General features: G+C 39.3%; 18 protein-coding genes and 2 pseudogenes. 8 read left to right on the forward strand and 12 right to left on the reverse strand.

Annotated elements, in window-relative coordinates; translation table 11 throughout:
• Nucleotides 1-131: 131 nt before the first annotated feature.
• A complete protein-coding gene (gene tlp, locus NON16_RS03530; protein WP_257347138.1) occupies nucleotides 132-362 on the forward strand; it encodes a small acid-soluble spore protein Tlp in 231 nt (76 codons plus the stop codon).
• Nucleotides 363-647: 285 nt separating this feature from the next.
• Here tlp and NON16_RS03535 read toward each other — a convergent pair whose 3' ends face one another.
• From NON16_RS03535 to gltB, 3 genes are read right to left on the reverse strand one after another with little or no spacing between them, the layout of a single operon-like run.
• Nucleotides 648-788 carry a hypothetical protein gene (locus NON16_RS03535; RefSeq protein WP_257347140.1) on the reverse strand — a complete coding sequence of 47 codons (141 nt, stop codon included), beginning with the start codon at nucleotides 786-788 and terminating at the stop codon, nucleotides 648-650.
• Between the two features lie 54 nt (nucleotides 789-842).
• The gene (locus tag NON16_RS03540; RefSeq protein WP_257347142.1) at nucleotides 843-2,333 is read right to left on the reverse strand and encodes a glutamate synthase subunit beta; all 1,491 of its coding nucleotides are present in this window, start codon (nucleotides 2,331-2,333) and stop codon (nucleotides 843-845) included.
• A gap of 15 nt (nucleotides 2,334-2,348) precedes the next feature.
• The gene (gene gltB, locus NON16_RS03545) at nucleotides 2,349-6,875 is read right to left on the reverse strand and encodes a glutamate synthase large subunit (protein WP_257347144.1); all 4,527 of its coding nucleotides are present in this window, start codon (nucleotides 6,873-6,875) and stop codon (nucleotides 2,349-2,351) included.
• A 158-nt stretch (nucleotides 6,876-7,033) separates the two neighbouring features.
• Between gltB and gltC the strand changes: the two genes are divergently transcribed.
• Entirely contained in the window at nucleotides 7,034-7,939 is a 906-nt protein-coding gene (gene gltC, locus NON16_RS03550) for a glutamate biosynthesis transcriptional regulator GltC (RefSeq protein ID WP_257347146.1), read from the forward strand.
• On the opposite strand, the gene NON16_RS03555 is transcribed toward gltC, so the two are convergent.
• Nucleotides 7,936-8,379, reverse strand: coding sequence for a YhcN/YlaJ family sporulation lipoprotein (locus NON16_RS03555; protein WP_257347148.1), 444 nt, complete (start codon nucleotides 8,377-8,379; stop codon nucleotides 7,936-7,938). The genes gltC and NON16_RS03555 overlap by 4 nt on opposite strands.
• A 158-nt stretch (nucleotides 8,380-8,537) precedes the next feature.
• Nucleotides 8,538-9,641, reverse strand: a complete 1,104-nt coding sequence (locus NON16_RS03560) for an MGDG synthase family glycosyltransferase (RefSeq protein ID WP_257347149.1) — start codon at nucleotides 9,639-9,641, stop codon at nucleotides 8,538-8,540.
• A gap of 207 nt (nucleotides 9,642-9,848) precedes the next feature.
• On the opposite strand from NON16_RS03560, the gene NON16_RS03565 reads away from it, so the two are divergent.
• Both NON16_RS03565 and NON16_RS03570 read left to right on the forward strand, forming a co-directional pair.
• On the forward strand, nucleotides 9,849-10,412 hold the full coding sequence (locus tag NON16_RS03565; RefSeq protein ID WP_257347151.1) for a YkoP family protein: 564 nt from the start codon (nucleotides 9,849-9,851) through the stop codon (nucleotides 10,410-10,412).
• A gap of 68 nt (nucleotides 10,413-10,480) precedes the next feature.
• On the forward strand, nucleotides 10,481-11,329 hold the full coding sequence (locus tag NON16_RS03570; protein ID WP_257347153.1) for a metallophosphoesterase: 849 nt from the start codon (nucleotides 10,481-10,483) through the stop codon (nucleotides 11,327-11,329).
• A 238-nt stretch (nucleotides 11,330-11,567) separates the two neighbouring features.
• Here NON16_RS03570 and NON16_RS03575 read toward each other — a convergent pair whose 3' ends face one another.
• The gene (locus tag NON16_RS03575; protein ID WP_257347155.1) at nucleotides 11,568-12,212 is read right to left on the reverse strand and encodes an SGNH/GDSL hydrolase family protein; all 645 of its coding nucleotides are present in this window, start codon (nucleotides 12,210-12,212) and stop codon (nucleotides 11,568-11,570) included.
• A gap of 534 nt (nucleotides 12,213-12,746) precedes the next feature.
• On the opposite strand from NON16_RS03575, the gene NON16_RS03580 reads away from it, so the two are divergent.
• Nucleotides 12,747-13,142, forward strand: coding sequence for a DUF1646 family protein (locus tag NON16_RS03580; RefSeq protein WP_425589722.1), 396 nt, complete (start codon nucleotides 12,747-12,749; stop codon nucleotides 13,140-13,142).
• 628 nt (nucleotides 13,143-13,770) lie between these two features.
• On the opposite strand, the gene NON16_RS03585 is transcribed toward NON16_RS03580, so the two are convergent.
• Complete coding sequence (locus NON16_RS03585) at nucleotides 13,771-14,877, reverse strand: enoyl-CoA hydratase/isomerase family protein (RefSeq protein ID WP_257347157.1); 1,107 nt, start codon at nucleotides 14,875-14,877, stop codon at nucleotides 13,771-13,773.
• Nucleotides 14,878-14,927: 50 nt separating this feature from the next.
• On the opposite strand from NON16_RS03585, the pseudogene NON16_RS03590 reads away from it, so the two are divergent.
• Nucleotides 14,928-15,341: pseudogene (locus NON16_RS03590) on the forward strand (RNA-guided endonuclease InsQ/TnpB family protein); the annotation flags it as partial.
• A gap of 361 nt (nucleotides 15,342-15,702) precedes the next feature.
• Here the strand turns inward: NON16_RS03590 and NON16_RS03595 are convergent.
• Entirely contained in the window at nucleotides 15,703-16,095 is a 393-nt protein-coding gene (locus NON16_RS03595; protein ID WP_257347158.1) for a Na-translocating system protein MpsC family protein, read from the reverse strand.
• 923 nt (nucleotides 16,096-17,018) lie between these two features.
• Here NON16_RS03595 and NON16_RS25825 point away from each other — a divergent pair.
• Nucleotides 17,019-17,237 (forward strand): annotated as a pseudogene (locus tag NON16_RS25825) (IS4 family transposase); the annotation flags it as partial.
• Nucleotides 17,238-18,247: 1,010 nt separating this feature from the next.
• Here the strand turns inward: NON16_RS25825 and NON16_RS03605 are convergent.
• Entirely contained in the window at nucleotides 18,248-19,021 is a 774-nt protein-coding gene (locus NON16_RS03605; RefSeq protein ID WP_257347160.1) for a TerC family protein, read from the reverse strand.
• Between the two features lie 922 nt (nucleotides 19,022-19,943).
• On the opposite strand from NON16_RS03605, the gene NON16_RS03610 reads away from it, so the two are divergent.
• Nucleotides 19,944-21,218 carry an L-lactate MFS transporter gene (locus tag NON16_RS03610; protein WP_257347163.1) on the forward strand — a complete coding sequence of 425 codons (1,275 nt, stop codon included), beginning with the start codon at nucleotides 19,944-19,946 and terminating at the stop codon, nucleotides 21,216-21,218.
• Nucleotides 21,219-21,315: 97 nt separating this feature from the next.
• Here NON16_RS03610 and NON16_RS03615 read toward each other — a convergent pair whose 3' ends face one another.
• The 3 genes from NON16_RS03615 to fdhF all read right to left on the reverse strand — a co-directional run bounded on the left by NON16_RS03615 (nucleotide 21,316) and on the right by fdhF (nucleotide 25,625).
• Nucleotides 21,316-21,987, reverse strand: coding sequence for a trimeric intracellular cation channel family protein (locus NON16_RS03615; protein ID WP_257347164.1), 672 nt, complete (start codon nucleotides 21,985-21,987; stop codon nucleotides 21,316-21,318).
• Between the two features lie 169 nt (nucleotides 21,988-22,156).
• Nucleotides 22,157-22,654: a helical membrane plugin domain-containing protein gene (locus NON16_RS03620; RefSeq protein WP_257347166.1), complete on the reverse strand. Its 498-nt coding sequence runs from the start codon at nucleotides 22,652-22,654 to the stop codon at nucleotides 22,157-22,159.
• A gap of 16 nt (nucleotides 22,655-22,670) precedes the next feature.
• Complete coding sequence (fdhF, locus tag NON16_RS03625; protein WP_257347168.1) at nucleotides 22,671-25,625, reverse strand: formate dehydrogenase subunit alpha; 2,955 nt, start codon at nucleotides 25,623-25,625, stop codon at nucleotides 22,671-22,673.
• Nucleotides 25,626-25,852 lie beyond the last annotated feature (227 nt).

A 25,852-nucleotide genomic window follows, 5' to 3' on the forward strand; every position in this document is an offset into this window, starting at 1 on the left:
GACAGGTAGGTCTGACATGAAATTCTTATTCTTTATACACTATTAATGTTCATCCTAAAATGATACATTTATGCACATACACCGGTTTCTTAGGTACATACTAAGTTTAAAATGCAAAGGAGGAGTGAATCATGGCAAAACCAGACGACCGTTCTAACAACCCGGAGAGAATCGAAAATATTATTGGCAACACGCTGCAAAATATGAATGAGGCCAAAGATTTTGAAAAAGCACATTCTGAAGAACTCAGTGAAGAAGAAAAGCAGCAGATTGAACAAAAAAATCAGCGACGCGAAGAAAGCATTGACGGCTTGCGTGAAGAAATCAAAGATGAAGTGAATGATCAGCAAAACGATATCTGAAAGAAACAGTTTTAAGAAAGGCAAAATGCCGATTTTCCTACTTCTTTAAGGAAATCGGCTTTTTAACACGTTAAGAAAGTATAAAAATACTTTCTATAGTATAAGCGCAACTAAAGCTCAGCCGGCGCCAAAGGCTTGGCTTTGCCAAGTTTTCTTTAGCTTAAGTGTTATGTTTTAGAAGGCAAAGGTCGTTAATTTCATCCCTTCTTATTTTCTAAAAGAAAACAAAGAGGATGCTGATTTACCTGCATCCTCTTTGTAGCATTGATTAACTTTGTTGAAGTATTACTGTTTTTTCTTATCCTCAAGCTTTTCTAAATCGATAGGTTCTTCGCGCGAAAACTCTTCTCGTGCGATTTTTGCCCCTTCAGGTGGTCGGTTGATCGTTCCTTGTTTTTTGTGTTTAAAGTTTTTACCTCGTCCCAAAGTAACGGCCTCCTTTATATTGGATATTAATAAATTACCCGCTGTCTTTTGTGTTTATCCAATTGAAGCAGTTATCTTAGAGTTTTCCAGGTATTCGTGACATTCTTTTGCGACCTCGCGACCTTCACGAATGGCCCAAACGACTAAACTTTGACCCCGACGGGCATCCCCTGCAGCAAATACACCTTCCTTATTCGTCTTGTACGTTTTCTCTTCTGTCCAAATTGTTCCTCTGTCATCTTCCTTTAATCGGAAGTTTTCCAGAGGTGCCAATTCAGGACCAGTAAATCCAATTGCGATAAGGACGAGTTGGGCAGGCCATTCCTTCTCAGTACCAGGAATCTCACTTGTAATAATTGTTCCGTCGTCTTTTACCTCTTTTGTTACTTGAATCGTGCTTAGTGATTGAACATCTCCATCCGAGGACACCTTAAATTCCTTTGACATAATTTCATATTCACGTGGGTCCTTACCAAGATTTTGCATAGCTTCTTCATATGCATATTCTAGTGAAAACGTTAGTGGAAAAAGTGGCCAAGGATTGTTCACTTCACGTTCTTCCGGTAATGATGGATGTTTACCAAATTGGACGACACTCTTACACTTTTGTCGCAACGCAGTCGCAACGCAATCTGCCCCTGTATCGCCGCCTCCAATTACGATAACATCCTTCCCTTCAGCGTCCAATGAATCGTTTAGATGTTCCTGTTCCATAAATGCTTTTGTAGAGGGGGTCAAATAGTTCATTGCAAAATGAATTCCATTACCTTCTCTATTTTCAATGGGTAAGTCTCTTGGTTTTTGTGATCCTATACAAAGAATAACAGCATCATATTCCGCTTCTAGCTGATCACTAGTAATGTCTTTTCCGATCTCTGTATTAAGTTCGAACCGGATCCCCTCTGCTTCTAAAAGGTTAACCCTACGTTCGATAACTTCCTTCTCCAGCTTCATGTTTGGTATTCCATACATTAATAATCCACCAGCTCGATCCTCTCTTTCGAAAATCGTAACGGTATGCCCTATTTTGTTTAGCTGATCGGCTGCTGTTAATCCGGCTGGACCTGAACCTACTATTGCAACTCGCTTATCCGTTCTCTTTTCTGGAGGAGATGGCTGTACCCAGTTATTCTCAAACCCTCTTTCAATAATTTCATTTTCTATAGATTTGATTGTAACGGCATCACTATGAAGGGCAAGTGTACAAGATCCTTCACAGGGTGCAGGGCAAACCCGACCAGTGAACTCTGGAAAGTTATTTGTTGCCTCTAGTCGGTGCAGGGCTTGTTCCCACTTCCCGTTTTGAACAAGTTCGTTCCATTCAGGAATAAGATTATTGATGGGACACCCTACGGTAGACCCTCCCCATTCCATCCCAGTATGGCAAAATGGGGTGCCGCAATCCATACATCTAGAACTTTGTTGTTTCAAATCAGACTCGGAAGGTCTTTTTGTATACTCTTTCCAATCTTCGATTCTTAAAAAAGCTGAACGATTTCCAGTCTCTTTACGTGAATACTTTTGAAAACCATGTTGGTCACCCATTTGCTTCCCTCCCTTTTATGATAGTGATACTAAGTCCGAGCTGTTCGTAGGTTGTTGTACCACTCGATTATCGAGTTCTGCTTGCATACGTTTATATTCAACAGGGATTATTTTGACAAATTGAGTGACTACATCCCTCCAGTGCCGCAAAATATAACGAGCTCGTAAGCTTCCTGTGTATATATAGTGATATTGGATCATCTGTTTGATCTCTTCCATTTCTTCAAACTGATTTAACTCTTCAAATTGAATCAATTCTTTATTGCAATTCTGAATGGCAGAATCGACATTCATCGTCCAAACATAGGCTGTTCCTCCGGACATCCCTGCAGCAAAGTTCTTTCCTACATTGCCTAGAACAATGACCCTGCCGCCAGTCATATATTCACAGCCATTATCACCGATTCCTTCTACGATAGCATTTGCTCCACTGTTACGAACGGCAAAACGCTCACCGGCAGCACCATTTATATATGCTTCGCCAGAGGTTGCTCCAAATAAGGCTACATTTCCGATTGTTGTCTCTTGCATTTGACGGACTCTAGGTTTAACTAGTGGAGATACAATGATCTTTCCACCCGATAGACCTTTTCCAACATAATCATTTGCATCTCCCTTAAGGTTTAAAGTTATACCTTTTGGGACAAACGCTCCAAAACTCTGTCCTGCTGAACCCTTGAAGGTAGTGTGAATTGTATCATTAGGAATACCGTCACTCCCATATCTACGTGTTACTTCATATCCTAACCTTGTTCCAACTGCACGATCTGTATTTTGTATTTGAACATTCAATGAAACACGTTCACCCTTCATAAGTGCCGGTTTAGACATCGGAATAAGAACTTTTTCATCGATATGGTCGATACGTTCATCTTGATTTTCAGTGTTAAAGTTCGTAATAAATGGCTCAGGAGTAAATAATAATGGTGCCAAATCAAGCATTTGCGCTTTTGGATGTTCATTCAATCTTGTGCTAACCTTGAGTTTATCCGTTCTACCAATCATTTCATTCACTGTTCGAAACCCTAATTGGGCCATGATTTCGCGCATTTCCTCAGCTATGAATCGCATATAGTTAACCACGTGTTCAGGTTTTCCAATGAATTTCTTCCTGAGCTCTGGATCTTGTGTTGCGATTCCTACAGGACATGTATCAAGATGGCAGGCTCTCATAAGAATACAACCAAGTACAACAAGTGGTGCTGTAGAAAAACCAAATTCTTCTGCACCTAATAAAGCAGCCTTCACAACATCTTTTCCTGTCATTAACTTCCCGTCGGTTTCCAACGCAACAGAACTACGAAGTCCATTTAAGAGCAATGTTTGATGTGCTTCTGCTAATCCAATTTCCCATGGTAGCCCCGCATGTCGAATGCTTGTTTTTGGAGATGCACCTGTCCCTCCTTCATAACCACTGATCAAAATGACGTCAGCTTTTCCTTTCGCGACCCCGGCAGCAATTGTCCCAACACCTGACTTTGCTACAAGTTTGACACTGATTCGCGCCTTCGGGTTGGCGTGCTTTAAGTCATAGATTAATTGGGCCAGGTCTTCAATTGAATAAATGTCATGATGGGGTGGTGGAGAGATTAGGCCGACCCCAGGGGTAGATCCTCTTACTTCAGCTATCCATGGATGCACCTTCTTGCCTGGAAGATGGCCACCTTCACCTGGTTTTGCTCCTTGCGCCATTTTAATCTGAAGTTCATCTGCATTGACAAGGTAATCGCTTGTAACTCCAAATCGGCCTGATGCCACTTGCTTGATTGCACTTCGTCGATTGTCTCCGTTTTCATCTGGATTGAAGCGGTCAGGATGCTCCCCACCTTCGCCACTGTTACTTTTACCACCGATGCGATTCATGGCAATCGCTAAAATTTCATGGGCTTCCTGACTTAACGAACCATAGGACATTGCACCTGTCTTGAATCGTTTCCAAATCGATTCAACTGATTCTACTTCCTTAATTGGTATAGAGGAGGTTGTTGTGTCAATTTCCAGCAGGTCTCGTAAAAATGTAATCGTCTCATTTGAAGCAAGGTTAGAGAAACGTTTATATAAGTTGAAATTATTTGTTCGACACGCATGCTGCAAAGTGTGTATCGTTTCTGGATTGAATGCATGGTGCTCTCCATCACTACGCCATTGCATTGCTCCTCCGGATTCTAATGATTGTTTTTCTTGAAAAGCCGATTGATGTCGACTTTCTGTTTCTTTTGCAATTGTAAATAAATCAATACCTCCTAATTTTGAAGAGGTTCCATCGAAATAACGATTAATGACTGATTGAGAAATTCCAATTGCTTCGAAGGTCTGTGCACCACGATAGCTTTGGATCGTTGAAATCCCCATTTTCGACATTACTTTTACAATACCGGATGTCGCTGCCTCCATATATTGATTAACAGAATCGGCATAGGTAAATTCATCAAGATGCTTCTCATTAATCAGCTGTTCAATTGTCCGATGAACAAGGTACGGATAAATCGCATCTACTCCATAGCCGATTAATAAGGCGAACTGGTGTACATCTCGTGCCTCCGCTGTCTCAATAATGATGCTTGCTTTCGTACGCAAACCTGCCCTAACTAAATGATGATGAAGACCGCTGACTACGATTAAAGAAGGGATTTGTGCATGTTCTTCATCTAAACCACGATCTGATAAAACAATTAAATTCGTTCCGTTTATTACACTATGCTCGATCTTGTTAAATAAATTAGATAACGATTGTTCCAGGTTATCCTTTTGCCCGTTTATTTTATATAAAGTGGAAAAACAATCTGTTTTGTATCCCTTACCCATGCCATTAAGTAAGTAATCGAACGTATTCTTTTTTAAGAGTGGCGTTGACAATTGAATTCTTTGGCAATCCCCAGGTCCATTCTCCAATAGATTTCCCTCAGGACCGAGATAAGTCTTGGTCGAAGTCACTGCTTTTTCACGAATTGCATCGATTGGTGGGTTCGTAACTTGGGCGAAAAGCTGCTTAAAATAGTTGAACAATAACTGTGGTTTATTTGATAATACAGCAAGTGGAGTATCGTTACCCATCGAACCAATTGGGTCCTTCTTCTCCTTCACCATTGGTACAATATTTTTCATTAATTCCTCGTTCGTATATCCATTTGCCAGTTGATAGGTTAATAGTTCATCTTCAGAAATAGATTCGCGAATGACCTGTTCTACTGGTTTAGGGGCAAGTAAACGGTCATCTAACCATTTACGGTATGGAAACTCATTTGCAATTGACTTTTTCAGTTCATGGTTAAGAATAATTTCATTGGTTTCTAAATCTACTAAAATCATTTCCCCTGGAGCAAGACGGCCCTTCTGAACAACTCGTTGTGGCTCAATATCAAGAACACCGACCTCTGAGGAGAAAATAATTGTGTTCTGATCTGTTAAATAATACCGGGCTGGTCGTAAACCGTTCCGATCAATACACGCCCCAATTTGTTTTCCATCTGAATAGGCTAGTGCGGTTGGGCCGTCCCATGGTTCCATTTTGCAGCTAAGAAACTCATAGCAAGCACGTTCAGGATCAGTCATCTGTGTATTTAAATCCCACGCTTCTGGAACCATCATCATAGCTGTATGAGTAAGCGGTCTGCCGTTCATAACCATATATTCAAATGCTTGATCAAACATACTAGAATCACTGCCAGCCTCTGAGATGATGGGCAATAATTCAGAATGTCGCTTCCCATAAACAGATGACGAGGCGGCTTTTTCACGAGCCTTCATCCAGTTCATGTTTCCTTTAATCGTATTTATTTCTCCGTTATGCATGATCATCCGATTCGGATGGGCACGTTCCCACGAAGGAAAAGTATTTGTGCTATATCTGGAGTGGACCATTGTAAAGGTGCTTTCGCAAAGTGGATTAGCAAGATCCTCATAGAACTGGTCTAACTGGTAGGATGTTAACATTCCTTTATATACAATGACATCTGTTGATAAGCTTGCAATATAAAAGGGAAGTGTTTCGGGCCAGTCTTGTCTTTTAACCTCCCGTTCTATTCGCTTACGAATCATGTATAGTGAACGTGTAAACACCTCGTTTGAAAAAGTTGAATCAGGCTTTTTTATGAAAAATTGGCGGATGAACGGCATTGTTTGCTGAGCTGTTGTCGAAACAACATCTTCTTGAACAGGTACCGTTCTCCAGCCAATCAGGTCATGATTTTCTTCAGTTATCTTTTGTTCAATTAACAGTTCAGCACGTTTTCTTTCAAGTTCATCGTTTGGAAGAAAGACCATACCAACGGCGTACTCTCCCTTAACTGGTAAATGTTCTGACCATGTTTTTCGGAAGAGCTGATCTGGGAGCTGTAGCATGATCCCTGCCCCATCACCAGAATCAGGATCCAGTCCCTGCCCTCCACGATGTTCGAGTCGACAGAGAATACTGAGTCCATCCTTAACCATTTGATGTGACTGTATCCCATCTATCTGTGCGATAAAACCGATTCCACATGCATCCTTTTCAAATTCCGGGTCATAAAGTCCTTGTTTTGGTGGTAATCCTGTACGATTCAATCAATCACCTCATCCATTTATCTAAATTTATCTAAATTCGTAAATTTCAGAATTAGTTGTTAGTATCCATACTATTGATTTTTTGTTATGCTTTCAATATATATATTCGATCATAACGTTCTCGAAATGAGAATGATTGGTTGTGAGGGGTTGATACAATGGAGTTGAGGCAAATTTACTACTTCATAAAAGTAGCTGAAATGGAACACGTTAGTGATGCAGCTGCCGAGCTACATGTCGCACAATCTGCGGTAAGCCGCCAAATATCCAACTTGGAGCAAGAGCTTGGGGTTGACCTGTTCTTCCGGGAAGGACGTAATATTCGTTTAACACCCGTTGGAAGAATTTATTTAGAGCATGTCAAGATTGCTATCATTGAGTTAGATAAGGCTAAACAAGAGGTTTATGAATATTTAAATCCGGAAACAGGTACAATTCGTCTTGGTTTTCCAACAAGTCTTGCAGCAAAAACATTACCTTCAGTTATTTCTGCATTTCGAAAGGACCATCCACAAATCGGATTTCAACTTAGACAAGGTACCGTTCATGAATTAACCAATGCAGTAGTTCAGGGTCACATTGATCTCGCATTTGTTTCGCCTGTTCCTGGACAACAAAAGGACTTAAAAGGCCATATCTTTTTTACAGAAAAGGTTCTTGCTCTCTTACCTCAGAGTCATCCACTTTCTGATCAATCACAGCTTAGATTAGGTCAATTACGTCATGATCCATTTGTTGTCTTTAGAAATGGTTATATTTTGCGTGATTTAATTATGAGGTCATGTCAACAGGTCGGTTTTAGTCCGAGGATTGCTTTTGAAGGAGAGGATGTTGATACAATAAAAGGGCTAGTTTCTGCAGGACTTGGTGTGAGTATGCTCCCGGAAATCACCCTTCACGATATCCAGGATCGTGAAACTGTGTCTATTGAGCTGATTGAACCAAATGTAACTCGAACAGTTGGTATCATCATCCCAAAAAACCGAGAGCTTGCTCCATCAGAAAAGCTTTTTTTTGAGTTTCTAAAGGACTTTTACGATACGCTTAATCGCTTTGGTTATTAACCTTCATCCTTAGAGAGTTTAATTAGTTTTTCTACTTCTTTATTAATCTGATCCTCACCTAGTTGTTCGCTCTTAATTCGGTTATCTAAACGGTCTAGTTCTAAGAAGATTTTTTTATCAGAAGAAACCGTCACTTCTTTATCCGGGTGTTGTTTTTTCAGTTTTTTCTTCACTTTACCTGTTATTTCTTCGAGTTGGAATCGATCAAAGTTTGTGATCTTAATGGCGACAAGAAGTTTATTTCTCGAACGGACCATCCTTATATCTTCTACGCCTTTAAGATCATCAATTGACTTTAATATAGTAGGATCATTTGTGTGGGTGATCTTTGTTTCCATGCCTTTTTGTTCATTGGAATCGTTCTTATTATCACAAGCACTCACGAGGACAATTACTGTTAACATGATTGTTACCATAAGCGTTACTATAGTTTTCTTCATTTTTATCTCCTTCAGCTCCATTTCATCACTTATAGGGTGAGTTCAAAAAGGAGGTTAAAAAAAGCTAGAATATCTGAAGTTCAACAGCTATTTTTACCGGACTTTTTGAACAACCTTTAATAGGGTGAGTGAAAACGCAAGAATTATACGAATCACAATTACAGTCCTTGTAGTACTTGCTTGAAACCTTCGTTTATACTTTTGGAATCCATTCGATTGTGATAATTTTCGATATGGGATTGGGCGGTGGAATAAACGTGTTCATTATCCAACAGCAGCAATAATTTTTTTTCGATATCATCCCACTGTAATAAAGGATTCACAAGTTTTTGACCACTTAAATGATCCAGATTGTATTTTTCCTGTCCTGGTAAATAATCATAAACAAAAATAGGGAGACGCTTCTGTAAACATTCAGCTACCGTAACTCCACCAGGTTTTGTGACAATAGCATCGCTTTCATTATAAAGCTGATCCATTTGTTCACGGGAATGGATATAAGGCAAAGGCTCAATCGCTGGAATTCGCTGTCGTGTCAACCTTTCATACAACCCCTTATTTTTCCCACATAAAACCTGATAGTGAATTCTTCCACCTGGGTTTAATTGACGGATAAAACGGTATAAGTCCCCTGTCCCTAAGTTACCACCAGAAATGAGAACATGATACTTCTCTTTTCTGGTGTGCCCTCGAAATGAAGAAGATCGAATCGTGCGGTGAGTGGGGATTCCTTGAACATAAATCTGACTAGAAGGTACTCCCCTTTTCGTTAGGGAGTGCTTAAATACTTGGTCAGGGACGAAATGGATATCTATAAACTGCCTTCCCCATATGTTGTTTATATAATAATCGGTATAGACATTGACGACAGGTATAGAAAGCTCCCCTCTCTTCTTCATTATTCCTAATAAATACGAAGGGAGTGCATGTGTACATATAATTACTGATGGTTTGTATTTTTCAATTATTTTTTGGAGGGTTGTTAGGAACATTGCCTCAAATAGTGTATATCGGACGTCTTTTCCAACAGGTTTTTGTGCTGTGAATTTGTAGATTGCTGTATACGATTTGGGACTGAATTGGATCCATCTTAAATAGAAATTTGAAATAAATCGTTCTCCAAGCCCAAAAGTGTTAGATAAAAGCTCTTCTTTTATACACCTATATTCCCCATCTTGTTCCAATTCAACTTTGATGGAATCTGCAACATGATGATGGCCAGAAGAGATTGATAACAAAGGTAACATTAATGCACATTTCATAAGAATCCGCCCGTTTTTATTTATTAGAGGTTAAAAAGTACGATTCGCTACCTTTTTGTCCCCCTTTTTAACACGTACAATTAGTGTTTGATTCATTTTTCGAAATCATTCAATACGAAGACCATCCTCTTATTTCCATCAATAATCCTTATTTGTATTGCCGACAATATTGAGGAAGCATACATTTAGAAGGAGATAAAGAAGAACATGAATATAAGAGGCTACGCACTTACGGTTTGGGAACTAATTGACCCTTTATACTTTATGTTCACCAGACTAAGGTACTTAGAAAAAAACAAGGAGGATCCTTGTATCTTTCGAGTACGAATAACGAGATATATGGGTCGATCCATTACGCTAATGGATGGTACGGCCATTGAAAAAAATGACCTATTGATCAAAATACATCTGCATAATGTACGCTTATTACGGATGATGTCTAATCAAAAAAATGATCTTCACAAAGCCCGCCACTTATTCAAGCTTGTTCAAAGCTCATTACCAAAAGTTGCAAGCTATTTAGATTCACACTCCGAAAAAAACCAGATTAAAGGAATAATCGGTATTACACTTCTAAATAAAGGCTGTCATCGTCTTGGTTTTGAAACCTTTTCGATAGTTAGTAAAGGTTATCGCGCATTCAAACTAACTGCTTTACTGCCGATTTTTATGTTATCGACATCCCCTAAAACGCAAAAATCAATCAAGATTCCTGAGCCAAATTATTTAATAATGTCTAAAAAACAATTGTTAGAACGGTATCGCGTATAATATCCCATCATTTACCGGTTCCAATCCCCAGTTTATTTCCTATAATTGTATATAGGGAGGGGATTTTTTTGTTGTATGGTTTTATTCTGATACTGACTGCTATATTCTTTGGAATTTATCGTGCCTATAAGAACACTCATTTGTTTGCTTTAAATAGAATTAAAATTAATTCCCCTGAAATTGAAACGAACCATTCTATTAATATTTTGCATATATCTGATTTACATTTAGAGAACCTTTCAGTTACTCCAGAAAAGTTATATAAATCGTTAAAAGATGAATCGATTGATCTCATTGCATTAACGGGTGACTTTTTGGATCGAAAACGCAGCATTCCAAAATTACCTCAATATTTAGAAGTATTCCAACGCTTAAATCCTACGCATGGAATATATGCTGTTTTTGGAAACCATGATTATGTATTAAAAGATCGCAACTTTCAAGAGCTGGAAGAAATGTTAAATCGGTATAATTGTACAACGCTTCGAAATGAAAATATGTCAATTGAGATCGAAGGGAAACTGATCAATATCATTGGTATAGACAATTACGGGACAGGTCATAGTGATTTGGAGCAAGCGTATAAGCACTTACCTGCTTCTGGATTTAATCTTGTACTCACACATGACCCGAATGTCGTTCTCGATATGGATGATTCACCGTTTGATTACTTATTATCTGGTCATTTTCATGGGGGACAAATTCATTGGCCCAAACCTTATCATTTGATTAAGATGGGTAAGCTTGTCCACTTGCAAATGGTAAAGGGCTTGCATCATATAAAAGGTAAACCATTTTATATAAGTGAGGGACTTGGGCAAACTGGATTTAATATTCGAGTCGGATCAAGACCGGAAATTACAATCCATGAAGTAAACCTAAACGTATCAGAGGGCAAAGATCATGTAGCTTCTTAAATGTTAAAGTATGTATAAGACTGGCTTATTTTATGGGAGAAATTAATCTACCATTAAATAAAGTCAGTCTTTTCTTAGAAGGTAAGCAGAAGGTATAAAATTTTGATGCTAGATGTAATGTCTAGCTTCAGCGCCCAGGTGCTCGAGGTCGCTTCAATTCTTCCACAAACACAAAAAGCGTGTTATGTTACAGAATCTCCAGCGCTTGTCGCACCTGAACAGGGCGCTTCCGCTTTCCTTATTGGTTTAATAGTGGCTCGAATCCAAGTTTCACTAGTTCCTCTGAAATAATTTCATATCCCTTGCCATTTGGGTGAAGTCCATCGATGGAGAGTACTTTACGTCCTGCTTTTTTAAAAGGAACATATATATTTGCAACTTCAATGTTGCTTTCCTCAAAGCTGTTTAAGTATCTATTAAAAGCTTTTACCCAGTTGTCACTAAAATCAATAAACGGAAATGGATTGTAGAGTCCGATTAAACGGATGATATACGGATGCCTGCCAATCGATTTCAGCTCGATAATCGTGTTTAAAATTGCCGATATATTCTTCATACATCGCCAAAGAACTTCTTCAAAAAAACGTTTGTCATTAGAAGCAATGTAGGATCTCGCTGCTCGAATGAGATCATTTCCACCAGCACTTATTGTTATAACCTCTGCCCCGTGAATAGCCTCTTGAACATTTTTTCTTGATAGGAAAGATAATACATCCTTCGAAGTTGCTCCATTCCGTGCAAACACTTTACGCTTAACATCTGCATGTGCAGAAATGCTAAGAGCGTCCTCATATCTAGGAACAAAGCCAGGAGCTATAAGTGTTCCAACTCCGAGAGTTAATGAATCTCCCAATGCAACGTAATCTAATTTAGTATTATTCACGTCAATTCACCTATCTATATTCGTTAACATTCTTAATACTTTATGCTGACAAACAGGCGATCGACATAGACAACCGTTTAGAACAATAATTTAAATAACCACACGGAAAGTACAAACAAAGTTAAAGAATCAAAACCTTATTAGACTCGTAGTGGGAAGTACTAATTCTGAAAGTAACAATTACCTCCGTGTGGTATCAGATCTAATAAAATCATTTGGTGTCGATTTGGTGTTAATGTTCGAGCGAAAAAGATCCTTCAAGTACTGGATTTCACCTGGTGTGCCAGGTCAAATAAATGCTATATTCGGAGCGTTATGGCGAAAGTTAAACGTTAAAGCAATATATGTTGGAGAGGATACGAAAATATATATTGATGTCTCAAATATTAGAGAAGCTATAGAAACCTTGTCACAAGAGGAAATAGAATAATGTCCGAAAAATTGCAAAAAGTTGTGTTGAAATTAATAATGAATGGAAAGGAAAAGTCAAATACTTCAGTTTTTCAAAATTATATTTCAAGGGGGGCTACGTTTATGATAATTGGATTGACAATAATATTATTGCTTGTACTATTTTTGCCTTTTACAAAGATTGTCGAACGGAATCTAGAAGTGTTTTTGTTTATTATGGGGATATATTTGCTAGACTTAAGTCCATTAGTATTGTACTGGTTAAACATGATCTCGGCAGTTTTGGACAACGCTACATTGGCTTCAGCAGAAATTAGTCCTGCAATGGACGAACCAACGATAAAAGCAATTTTAATGGGACTTATGGTCAGTGGAGGAATGCTAATACCAGGAAACATTCCGAATATTATTGCTGCTGGAAAGCTTAAAATTACCAGCCTGCAATATGCCCGTTTTGCTTTTCCGGTTGGTTTGAATGCAATGGTATTATATTTCATCGTAATTCTTGTAACGCGATAATCCATTTAGAGTGAAAAAGTAAAAAATTACATCTTAGACCATGAATTTATTTCCGTTATCAAAGAAGAAATGGAGTAATGGCTGTTTCCTATCAGCTAAAAAGTAGCTGCCACGAAATAGAGTTGCAATGGAGTTACCACGTAAACTAAGCCGAGAATCCCCATACCTCGAACAAAATAGACCCAATGGATATTAATGCCTAACGTAAAAAGCAGCTCGTCACAAAGGTTTTGACTGTGAAGAATTTTTTTCATCGCCTTAAACACACTTCCTTAGTATAAAAGCTCAATTGATAGCTAAAAATAAAAAAACATCTAATTTAGGGGTATGTTAATGCGAAACCTGGCACACGAAATTCAATCGAAATTTCTACATAACGAGGATTTTTACTTGATTTACATAAATATTTAAGTAATCCTCACTCCACTATCGGCCATCCGGTTCTTTTTGTTCTTTTACGGTTGCTTAGTATAAAATCCCCAGCGTTAAATTATGTATTGCTTCATCTTCCATTAAGAAATCATCTACATTGTTTAAAAATTCTTTTGCGCTCCGAAATCTTTGATAAATCATTCACTACACCCTAATCTTATTTTTGTCCTCAAATAAAATAAGGACGCTTTTTCGCCTATTTATGATGAGTTGGCAAAGGCTCCGTCCTCATCGGATCCTTACCCTTCCACGGATATTGGAAAAACGAGGCGACATATTCCTCACTCAACTCTTCAATCGCCGAAGGATTCCACTTCGGATTTCGGTCTTTATCTACTACAACAGATCGTACCCCTTCGTAAAAATCGTGGGTGTTCAAAAGATTCAAGACTAAGGACAACTCCATGCGAAAGCAATCCTCTAAGGATTTTCCAGCTCCCTCATGAAGTTGCTGTAAGGTCACCTTTAAGGAGGTAGGAGATTTGGATATTAACGTTTTAACTGTTTCAGACGCCCACGGATCTCCCGCTTCCACTGCCCGGCTTAAGGAATGTATGATCTCCTCCACCGTGTTAAAAGCGAAGTGCAGGTCAATTTTCTCCTGCATCGCAGCTAACGATGAGCCGGGCATAATTGTGGAGGTAAAATCATCTAACAGCTGATTCAATTGTTCTGCGACGATCTTTTTCGTCCACTTCATTTCATCCATCTCTCTCTTAAGGTCATTCCAGCGGTCACTGGGCATGAACCGGTCGGCTGCTCTGATATATAGAACATCCGCAGCTTTAATGATGCTAGCCGTTAGGGCGAGATAGCGACCGATGTGGCCAGGCATTTGGTTAAAGAAATAGCTGGCTCCCACATCAGGGAAAAAGCCAATATTCATCTCTGGCATCGACCATTTGGTCTTTTCCGTCACAATCCGATGCTTGCAGCCAAAGGAAATGCCAACCCCGCCCCCCATGACGACTCCGTTCATATAGACAAGTATGGGCTTGGGATATTGATGGGTGGCCAGATCCATCCGGTATTCCGTTGCAAAGAATGGAAGAGCCGTTTTTTCGAGGTCCGTTCCCCTTCCGTTATAGAGAAAGCGAATATCAGCGCCTGCGCATAATCCCTTATCGCCTTCCCCCACAAGAAAAATCAACGCGACTTGTTGGTCTTCCTTCCATTGGTGAAGCTGCTTTTCGATGCTTTCAACCATCTCCAAAGACAGCGCATTGATGGCGCGGGATCGATTCAGCTTGATCCATCCCACCTGATTCTTTACTTCAAAAAGAACACTTGGCTGATCACTCATGTAATTCCTCCCCTTTATTAAGCTATTATGTTCTGTCCTCCATTTTAACTCAAAACTCCTGCCCCTCACGTTTGAAGTCTAAAAAGAATCCTGTTCAATCCTATACCACGAAATTTACAAACGGAAATATAGCTGTCATAAATAACTCTATTAAAATACCCAAACTAGGCCTTGTCCGATTTGCAAAAAGCCGTGAAGTCAAAGGACGAATTTTGAGTGTTACCGACAGGAGAAATCCCTCTGGTAAATATTTTGTTTCTCTAATGACAGAAACGAAAATCATTCCATTACCGCAAACCAACACGTCGATAGTGGACGTTGGTCTAAAAAACGTTGCTATTCTTTCGGATGGAACCGTCTACCCCAATCCAAGGTTTTTCCGTTCACTAGAGGAAAAGTTAGCGAAAGCACAAAAAGTGATGAACAGACGAACGATAGGCGGTGAAAACTGGTACAAAGCGAAGCCAAATCCTCTCTTACGCGCATCACCTCCTTTAAGAGGAAATTGGGATAACTTTATAAACCTTAGGCTGCCACTCATATAAGCGNGCCAAATCCTCTCTTACGCGCATCACCTCCTTTAAGAGGAAATTGGGATAACTTTATAAACCTTAGGCTGCCACTCATATAAGCGATGGCCCATTCCCAGCAGCTGGTTTTTCAATTCCTGCACCCTTTTCTTCTCCCCCCCCTTTAGAAAGTCATATCCAAAGGGGGGATGCGGTGCAATTATCATAAAATGTATAAGTGTACAAGATTGGAATAAAATTCAATGATATTCGAGTTTGTTGAGAATATCTCAAATAGTAACTGAACCATTTACATCTATTGATTGGCTTCATGTATTTCATTTTTAATATCACTATTGACCATAATAGGTTTGTCAAACACGTAAATTGTCATTGCAATATCCGTATCTATATTGATATCTGTAAAAACACTGATAAATTTCGCCTGAACTAATTCCTCAAGCTTGTTCACCTTTACAGGATCTTCATAAATTTTTTTCACTAATGTGGTCCTTGCTTGATGAACCATCTGATGTCCTTCTTTTGATTTGATCATAAACTTTTCTATATTCGTCAGATTCCCTTTCATCTCACTTATCGCCCAAGGACCTACAAACCGAGTGGTAATTTCTCTCGGTCCATTCCCAACACACTCTTTACGTATTTCCCGGACTAGCATATTGAATTGATGTTCAATGTTTTTTGTCATTCAGTTTCTCATCTCTCTTCGATTAAACTTTTTAACTACTTGGTTGGCAAAAAATAATTGACTATGAGGACAAAACCACCAAAACCTTACCAAGAATATCATGTACATTATTATTTCCATAAGTGCGTCATTTACTAAATTGTAAATTTCTTTAAAATTATCCTTTATTAAACAATCAAAAAACCCGCCATAAAATAGTGTGTATAATTGAAATACACGTTCTATTTTATGGCGGGCTAATAACTAAGCAGTTTTATCCTACTAGTAATCCATCTCACCATATATAACGAAAAAACAGGACGTTAAGGCAATTTGTTGTTACCCAACATCAATGATCTTTCATATTTGCGTTTATATTTTTATTATAATACTTTATACGTTTAACCTCAACTACAAATTTAAATTTGATAATTTTAACCGCCAATATGAGACATCTCTACTTTCGATCGGTTTATTGAATGATTACCATTTGCTCTTTCATCAGAATAGCGGTCACTACGATGATTCCAAATATCAGTAATTTTTTGGTAATCACATCATATGATTCCCCTGAGCCTATTCTAGACATATATGGTACTGTTGATGTTGCGTTACTATCAACAAGTGTCACGAAATAACGGTTATATGATATCTGTCGTAAGCGTTAGGGTAGAGATTAAGGATCTGTTCCAACTAGTTATGATCATTTTACTAGAACTATTCTCAGCATTATAACTCTCCTTTTTTAAAATCAAAATAGCCCGCCATAAAATAGACTGTGTATAGTATATACACAGTCTATTTTATGATGGGCTAATTACTAAGTAGTTTTACCTACCAGCGATTCATCTCATCACATATAGCAAAAATTTAAAAAACAGGATATTAAAGCAATATGTAATTACCTAACATCAATGGTTTTTTATGCTTTTATTATAATACTGGATCGGACACTTGGTGGGTTGTTTTACGAACTCTGTGATGATATTGTCGAACTCGATTGGGCTATTGCGCTTCAACAATTCATCGAGCTTCTTCAAGATACCTTAAAAAGCACGAACAGCAAATTCAGAAAGCTTATCAAAAGTCAACTCCAACAATGGATGGCAGGTCTGCCCCGTTATATCAGGGTATACCTACCTAATTTGGGGTGCGAAAGTTGAGTAAATATATAACCATAACAAAGACTGCCAATTATGTACAAAATAAAGTTAGCTAGAACAAAGGAAAACAAAAGTGAAGCAAATAGTAATCTTGAAGATTGATTGCTGAATCAGCTATAGGGGAACCTCTATCACATTTGGTAAGGGGAATGATATCTTCAAAAACTCCCGCTTCATTAGAACAACAGTGGAATACCATATACTGAGTTAATAGAAACAACTTGTGTATTTTAAGTTACTCCATGACGAGAATGCATTTCAAAGATATCTAAAAAACATTGAAAACGGTTTTGAATTTCTTTTTCGTTCAAAATAGGATGAGCAATTTGGGATATTGATTTCGCCATTACTAAGTCCCCCTTGTTATATAATCCGTTGTCGAAGTGACAGGAAGTAATGTTATGAGTGTGGCTGAACATGCGGTTTTAATCAGCGTGCCCAGCAAGCCGTTAATTGCTAGTTGGTGAAAGTCCAATCCAAGTAAGTACCATTTAATGATGAGGTCGATCATTTTAATAAGCCTTATTCAACTAAAGCCCCATGATGTATAGCTTATTCGAGTATTTGATCCGAAAAGCGCTGGAACAAGAAGACGAACCGTTAGAACTGTTTGGGAAACGAAAAAGCCTTCGATCAACTGGAGGGTCCGTGTTAGAAATTCTGGATACGGTCCAAATTGTTCATCTTGAACAAAACGGGCAGAAAGTAAGGTTATTAGCCCAGAAGAGACGTTCCCAAGTAAAGCGAATTCTCGATTTCCTTGAAATAGAGCGCATATATTCACACAACCGCAAACCAAGAACGTTGTAGAAAAAACAAAAAGCTAACTAAAGACTAGGAGATGTATGTGCAATTGATGTCGAATCAACAATCCTCAACTAGACTACTGTCGACTAATCGAAGATCGTCTCCTAGGTTTTTATTTCATTGTAAAAATCTATTGATGGTCATAACCTGCGCGGAGTATGGGTTAAATACACACCTTCCTCTTTTCTTTCTTTGTGACCTTTTCAGGATTTACTTCCCTCGACTGCCTTATTGCTCGGTGAAAACCAACCGATTAGTGCAATAGCAACTAGTACTCCATAGAAGATCAAAGTCCATGTGGTACTGTGAGGAAAATCATGATCTAAGATATCAATATCCTCGTGGGCAAGAGTAATGACAACAAGTTTGACACCGACCCAGGCCACAATGGCATATGCTGTTGTTTCCAATGCGGGACGTTTTTCAAGAAGTTGCACAAACCATGTTGCTGCATACTTAATCAAAATGAGACCAGCAATCCCTCCAAGAACAATTACAAGAAACTGTCCTCCATCCATGCCGCCGAAGTCATCGAGCGGTGAATCCGGAAGACCAAGTGCTAAAGCAACCGCTGCTAGGATCGAATCAATTGCAAAAGCGAGGTCAGCTAAAGCAATCTTCCCTACTGTGGGCCAGTAACCTTTCCCCGCGGCTTCCTTTTCATCGTCCTTATGAATATTCTCATTTTCTTTCCCGAACCGAGCCTGAATGACATGCTTTAAGCCTAAATAAAGTAGATAAGCTGCTCCTATCGCCTGTACCTGCCAGACGTTTGCGATAAAAGAAATGGCAAAAAGTGCACCAAATCGGAAAACGAAAGCCAAAATGATCCCGTAATTAATCGCTTTTCTTTTCTGATCATCGGGTAAATGCTTGGCTATAACGGCTAGTACAAGGGCATTGTCAGCTGATAACAATCCTTCTAATCCGATTAGAATTAACAATGTCCAAGCATACTCTATCCAGAGGGCTTCCATCCACCTCTCTCCTTCCTAAAACTTAAAATGTAATTTAAAGGTCCACTAATATTAGAGTGGCTTTAAAATCTCAAAGTAACCCTAGAGATAACGGCTTCAATTATTTAACAGTGATGATTTTATTCCATTGATCTTAAACAATAGGGCCAATAGAATAAGGATGCGATATTTGTTATGATATACGAGCTTCTCTACTCACTTTACAAACTAATGATGTGTTTATTAATCCAATTTCAGTTCCATAAATTACTCCCCATAAATTAATGTCCACGATTTCTTTGTAGTCTTCTATTAAATACTATTAGCGTTCCGTGACATGGCTTACCGGGTTCCGCTTTTGTTGCATGTCCGTTTGGTAAAAAAGAATAGAAATGTATCCGTTTGCATGGTAAGATGAAAAAAGTCGAAGTGTTCACAAAAGGTTCAAAAATTTGGTTGTTGAACTGCCCTGCACGATAGATATCCGGTTGATGTTATCAGTTTGAGACCGTCATAGGACATTTTGGTACTTGGTAGCGATCCTGCCGGAAACAAACCACTGCATTTGACCTTTTTAATTATAGGCTCTCTTCACAAACTTTGTTGCTATTTGAGAAGAGGTTGGTTGAATTCCGCTCCAGGATGCTCAGCGAACCGCGAGGTGGGCGGTGAGCATCATCGTCGCTTTGCTCCTGCCGGGCCTTAACTGTCCCACTACTCCTGCAGAACATTGATTATGCTTCCACGAATTGACACCGCATGAAGAAAATGCGAATGCATTTTTGAGGATCTCGCACCTTCCGCTCCAATTAACCTTTTTGCGAAAATTTTTACGTTCTAAAAACACATGACAAAAACAACAATCCTTTAGAAAACGGCCTAATTATAAAAGGTAATTTGTTTCGGTTTTTTTATAAAAAAGACTAAAAAGGAGTTGGGGAATTTGAAGAAGACACAGAAGACAAAGAATCGCTGGCTTATTGCAGCGTCGGCTGTTGGTGTCCATATCTCCATCGGCTCTGCCTATGCGTGGAGTGTATTCACGGAACCAATGGTTAACACGTATGGGTGGGAGCAAACGCAAGTATCATTAGCTTTTAGTATCGCCATTTTTATGCTCGGTATGTCTGCAGCCTTTATGGGGCGTGTTGTTGAAAAGCTGGGCCCGAGAAAATCGGCTATGTTGGCCGCAACCTTTTTCGGGGTAGGTGTGGTTGGGTCCGGTCTCGCCACAGCAATGGAATCTTTATATATGTTGTATTTGTTTTATGGAATTATCGGGGGAATCGGTCTTGGAATAGGTTATATAGCTCCAGTTTCTACCCTTGTCAAATGGTTTCCTGACCGGCGGGGACTGGCAACGGGAATGGCGATTATGGGATTTGGATTTGCCGCGCTGCTGAGCGGGCCGGCCGCTGAGTACTTAATTGGTGCTGTTGGGATTTCGACTACATTTTTCATTCTCGGCGCGATTTACTTTATCGTTATGTTTGCTGCTTCCCAGTATCTTGCTCCGCCGCCCGAAGGCTGGGCGCCTGAAGGATATAATGAGCAGGAGAATTCAGGTAAAAAGAAAAGGCTCGAAGACCTGTCCCAGCTGACAGCGAACGAGGCAGTAAAGACAAAGCGTTTTTGGATGCTTTGGACGATGCTATTCCTTAATGTTACCTGCGGTATTGCCGTGATCTCTGTCGCCTCCCCAATGGCGCAGCAGATTGCCGGTTTGACCCCTGTTGCGGCTGCAACGATGGTTGGGTTAATGGGGCTGTTTAACGGCGGGGGGCGAATTGGCTGGGCAACGCTTTCCGATTATATTGGAAGGCCTAACGTGTATACAGCGTTCTTCGTCATTCAAGTTGCAGCGTTTTTCTTGTTGCCCAGTTTAACAAGCTCGATTCTTTTCCAGATGTTTGTGTTTGCAATCCTGACTTGTTACGGCGGCGGATTTTCATCGGTGCCTGCGTACATCGGGGACATCTTTGGCACCAAACAACTTGGCGCAATTCACGGCTACATTTTAACAGCCTGGGCAATGGCAGGTGTTGTCGGACCAATCTTGTTGTCAATGATTTATGATGTAACGGGCAGTTACAACATCACGATGTATATCTTTGGTGTCCTGTTTATGATCGCTCTTGCTTTATCATTGTTAATAAGAATGGACATCAAAAAGCTGCGTGAAGAGCAGGATCAACATCGCGCGAATGCTGCAAGTTAATTTAAGTCGTACTTAATCAAAATGATTGTCAAATTCTCTGGTTAACATATTATTGAATGGATGTTCCATATTTTTTATCATTTTTTCCCTTGTTTCCTTATTCTTTTAATCTTTTGTGGCAAAGTCTTATTCTGGGTAACTTGGATACGGTAGTACAAACTATCCCATTTTCGTCCCGTTGATGACAAGGGAGTATAAGTCTAAATTTATAACGAATCGACAACATTCGAATAAATACAACGAAAAAGACTATGAATGTTAATTCAATAGGACTACTCCAGCCAAACCAAATGCAAATAGCACACAAAATTGCAAGAATTGCATGGATTTCTTCTTTTAAAGCAAGGGGGGTTCTACCAGCTAACACATCTCGAATCATTCCCCCACCAACACCAGTAAACATAGAAGCGATGACAATAATTCCAAGATCATACTGCAGACTTTTTGCTACCAGCGCCCCATGTATTGCAAAGGAAGCAAGACCAATAGAGTCAAAGAAATATCCCCACCGTTTCCAATGATGAACCCATTTCACCTCCACAAATACAATTATCATAAGCGTTATTAATACAATCAATATGGTTTCACGATTCCATATGTCAGAAACAGGAATATCAAGAATTACGTTTCTGATCACTGATCCACCATAAGCAGTTGTAAGTCCAAAAACAAAGATCCCGATTAAAGAATATTTAACCTGCAAAGCAACAAATGCTCCACTAGCTGCATACGCGATAATTCCGATTATGTGTAAAACTGACCAAGTCATTTGAAGCTTTCCCCTCCTTTTAAATATGATAATTTCTCGGAAATAACGGAAACCATAAACCGCTTAAACATCGGTACTCTTCTGATCATAGAGGAAGGAAACCACGCGCCCTTGTGATCTACTTCGCAGTTTACTGATATGGCATGGTCAAAAAGTAAAATATTTCTAATCAATTATTCTCTTGAGATGGATCCTTTAATCCTTCTCCCACTCCTTGCAGCAAATATAAAGAAAAAGTCAAAGCACGGTTAATATCAGTGTCTCTCATTAGTTTTACCAAATCAAAAACACCAATTTTTTTGTTTAATCGAAGTTCCTCCTCTGATTTTTGAATGCCCTTTGCCATACCGTTCATTATCCGCTTTATCATTTCGGGATCGATTTCTGTTAATGCTCCAGCTGCAGCCATTGCATTATTAAGAGCATTTGTTACAGGCGGACGCAACATTTGCTCTACTGCAATTTTGGCCAAATCCTCTTTCGCTTCAACAAGATTATTGATGGCTCCAAGAATTCCGCTTTCATGGAGTTCTTGGAGGAATTTTATTGTTTCTTTAATCCCCTCTGTATTTTGGGTTAAATCTTGTAATACTTTTTCAAGTGCTTGGTTTTGCTGTTCTTTTTCAGTAAATACTGGTTCCTCTATCTTCGTAATTGGTTTCGCCATTACTTGTTACCCCCTGTCACTTTCCTTCTACTGAAATATTCAAGTCTGCAATTGGCTCATAATCTTCACGTGCCCATTTACGTTCCACCTGTACACCGAGCTGTGGATTTCGCTTTGCATACCGAGGATTGTACAACGGAAGTGGTGTACTACCTTCTACATTTATTAATTCCATTTTTACTTTTGTCTGTTTATAGGCTGGTGTTTGTGTCCGAACATCACCGACACTTCCAGTTAATAGATTGATCGCATTTTCATGGCTGACAGAATGCATAGGGACATAGAGTTCTTTTCCGTGGACCCTATCGGTTACGATTGTACGAAGCTTAATCACACCATAGGGTGACACAAGCCGCACTAGCGATCCATCTTTTACACCGCGTTCTCGGGAAAGTTCTGGTGAAACTTCTACGAATACCTCAGGTAACTTATACTGAATCCCCTTAGATTTATTAGTCATATTTCCTTCATGGAAATGTTCTAAAAGTCGCCCGTTATTCAATGTAAGGTCGAATTCAAGTGAAAACTCAATAGGCGGAACATATGCTTCAAGAGAAAAACGAGCTTTTCCATCTGGAAAGTTAAAACGTTCCGTATAAAGAAGCGGCTCATCCGTACCATCTTTTTGTACTGGCCATATTAAACTGTTCCATCCTTTAAGTCGTTCATACGATACACCTTCAAAAATTGGAGACAAGCTTGCAATCTCATCCATAATTTCGCTTGGATGTTCATAGTTCCAATGAACACCCATGTATTTCGCAATTTGTTGAATAATCCACCAATCCGGTTTAGATTCACCTAATGGATCAAGTGCACGATACAGCCGTTGAATACGTCGCTCTGTATTTGTGAATGTTCCATCTTTCTCAAGTGACGGGGCCGCCGGTAAGACAACATCTGCAAATTGCGCTGTTTTCGTTAGAAACACATCCTGTACAACAAAGAATTCCAGCTTACTAAGTGTGTCATGCACATGGTTTGAGTTTGAATCGACCCATGCCATGTCTTCTCCCATAAGATACATGGCTTTAAGTTCGCCTTTCTCCACCGCTTCTAACATTTCGATGTTTGTTAACCCTGGCTTATCGGAAATTTTTACTCCATAAGCCTGTTCAAACTTTGCCCGAGCCTTGTCGTCTGATAGACGCTGATTGCCTGGTAGCCATTGAGGAAGGGTTCCCATATCACAGGAGCCTTGTACATTGTTATGGCCGCGAAGAGGATATGCCCCTGCACCAGTACGGCCAAAGTTTCCTGTTACTAGTAGAAGATTAGCGATAGCCGCTGATGTATGGGATCCTGCAACATTTTGAGTGACACCCATTCCCCATAAAATACATGTTCCATCTGCTTCGTGAATCATTCTGGCCGTTTCGATTAGATGTTCTTTTGAAAGACCAGTTACTTCCTCTGCATATTCAATTGTGTATTTTTCAAGGAGTTTAAGATACTCACTATATTGATTTACACGTTTTTCAATGAATTTTTCATCATGCCAGCCTTGTTCGATGATATATTTGGCAATAGCCGTTATCCAAACATAATCCGTTCCCTGTTTTGGATGTAAAAACAGATCGGAACGCTCAGCCATTTCATGTTTTCGCAGATCGGAAACAATCAATTTTTGGCCGTATAATTTCTTTGCACGCTTTACCCGAGTTGCTAGGACTGGGTGACCTTCAGTTGGGTTCGCACCAACAATGATGACAAGACCTGCTCTAGTAATATCTTTAATCGTACCGGAGTCACCGCCGTATCCAACTGTCGCAAGTAACCCATCTGTGGCAGGAGACTGACAGTATCGTGAACAGTTGTCAATGTTGTTTGATTCAAATACTTGACGTGCTAATTTTTGCATAAGATACGAGTCTTCGTTTGTTGTTTTAGAAGAGCTTACAAATCCTAGTGCTCGTCCTCCATAGGTTTGTTTAAGAGTACTCATTTTTTCTGCAATCAATGTCAAGGCTTCATCCCAAGTAGCAGGAACAAATGCATCTCCTTTTCGAATTAAAGGCGTTGTAAGACGTTGCTCACTATTAACAAAGTCCCATCCAAACTTCCCTTTCACACATGTTGAAACACTGTTTACAGGTCCGTTTTCGGTTGGTTCGATTTTTAAGACTTCACGTCCCTTTGTCCATACTTCGAATGAACATCCCACACCACAAAACGTACAAACTGTTTTTGTTTTTTTCGTACGTTTATCACGAGCAGCTGCTTCCACTTCTGATAATGCAAAAATTGTTTTATAATCCGGTTCGACTTCTTTAATGAGATCAACCATGGGATCTAATAAATCCTTTGGAATGGCTGTCATGAGTCCAGCTTCACCCAACATTGATTTTTCCATTAATGCATTACATGGACAAACTGTGGCACACTGCCCGCAAGATACACAAGAAGATTCATTGATGGATTTACCATCATCCCACATTACACGTGGGATTTCACGTTCCCAATCGATAGATAGAGTTTCATTCACCTGTAGGTCTTGACATACTTCTACGCAGCGTCCGCAAAGGATACATTGGTCCGGATCGTATCTGTAAAAAGGATGTGACATATCCACTTCGTATCCTTTTTCTCGGTATGGACGAGTTTGATGTTCAATTTCCAACAACTCTGCTGTGTTATGAACACGACAATTTCCATTGTTATTGTCACAAACCGTACAATACAGTAGGTGATTCTCCAAAATACGGTCCATTGCTTCTGTTTGTGCTGTTTTGGCCCATTCTGAGGAAGTCAAAATATTCATTCCTTCCTCCATTTGCGTGGAACAGGCCCTCATAATTTTCCCATCTATCTCACACATACAGGTATCACAGGTTTGAATGGGACCTAAAACTTCTGAATAACAAATATGTGGGTGCTCTACTCCTTGTTCCAAGAGGTAATCAAGAATTCGAGTCCCCTGCTCTACTTCATGTTGCTGTCCATTAATTTTTACTCGGACTGTTTCCGCCATTTTAAACTCTCCTTTTTATAAAAATCAAAAAAGCCCACCATAAAATAGACCGTGTATATGTAATACACATTCTATTTTATGGCGGGCTAATAACTAAGCAGTTTTATCCTACTAGCGATCCATCTCACCACATATAATAAATATAAAAACTAGGACATTAAGGCAAATTATCATTACCTAATATCAATGAATTTTTATACTGTCATTATAATACTTTAAATCTCTAA

It is taken from the genome of Pseudalkalibacillus decolorationis, from assembly GCF_024609785.1.
Taxonomy (GTDB): domain Bacteria; phylum Bacillota; class Bacilli; order Bacillales; family Fictibacillaceae; genus Pseudalkalibacillus; species Pseudalkalibacillus decolorationis.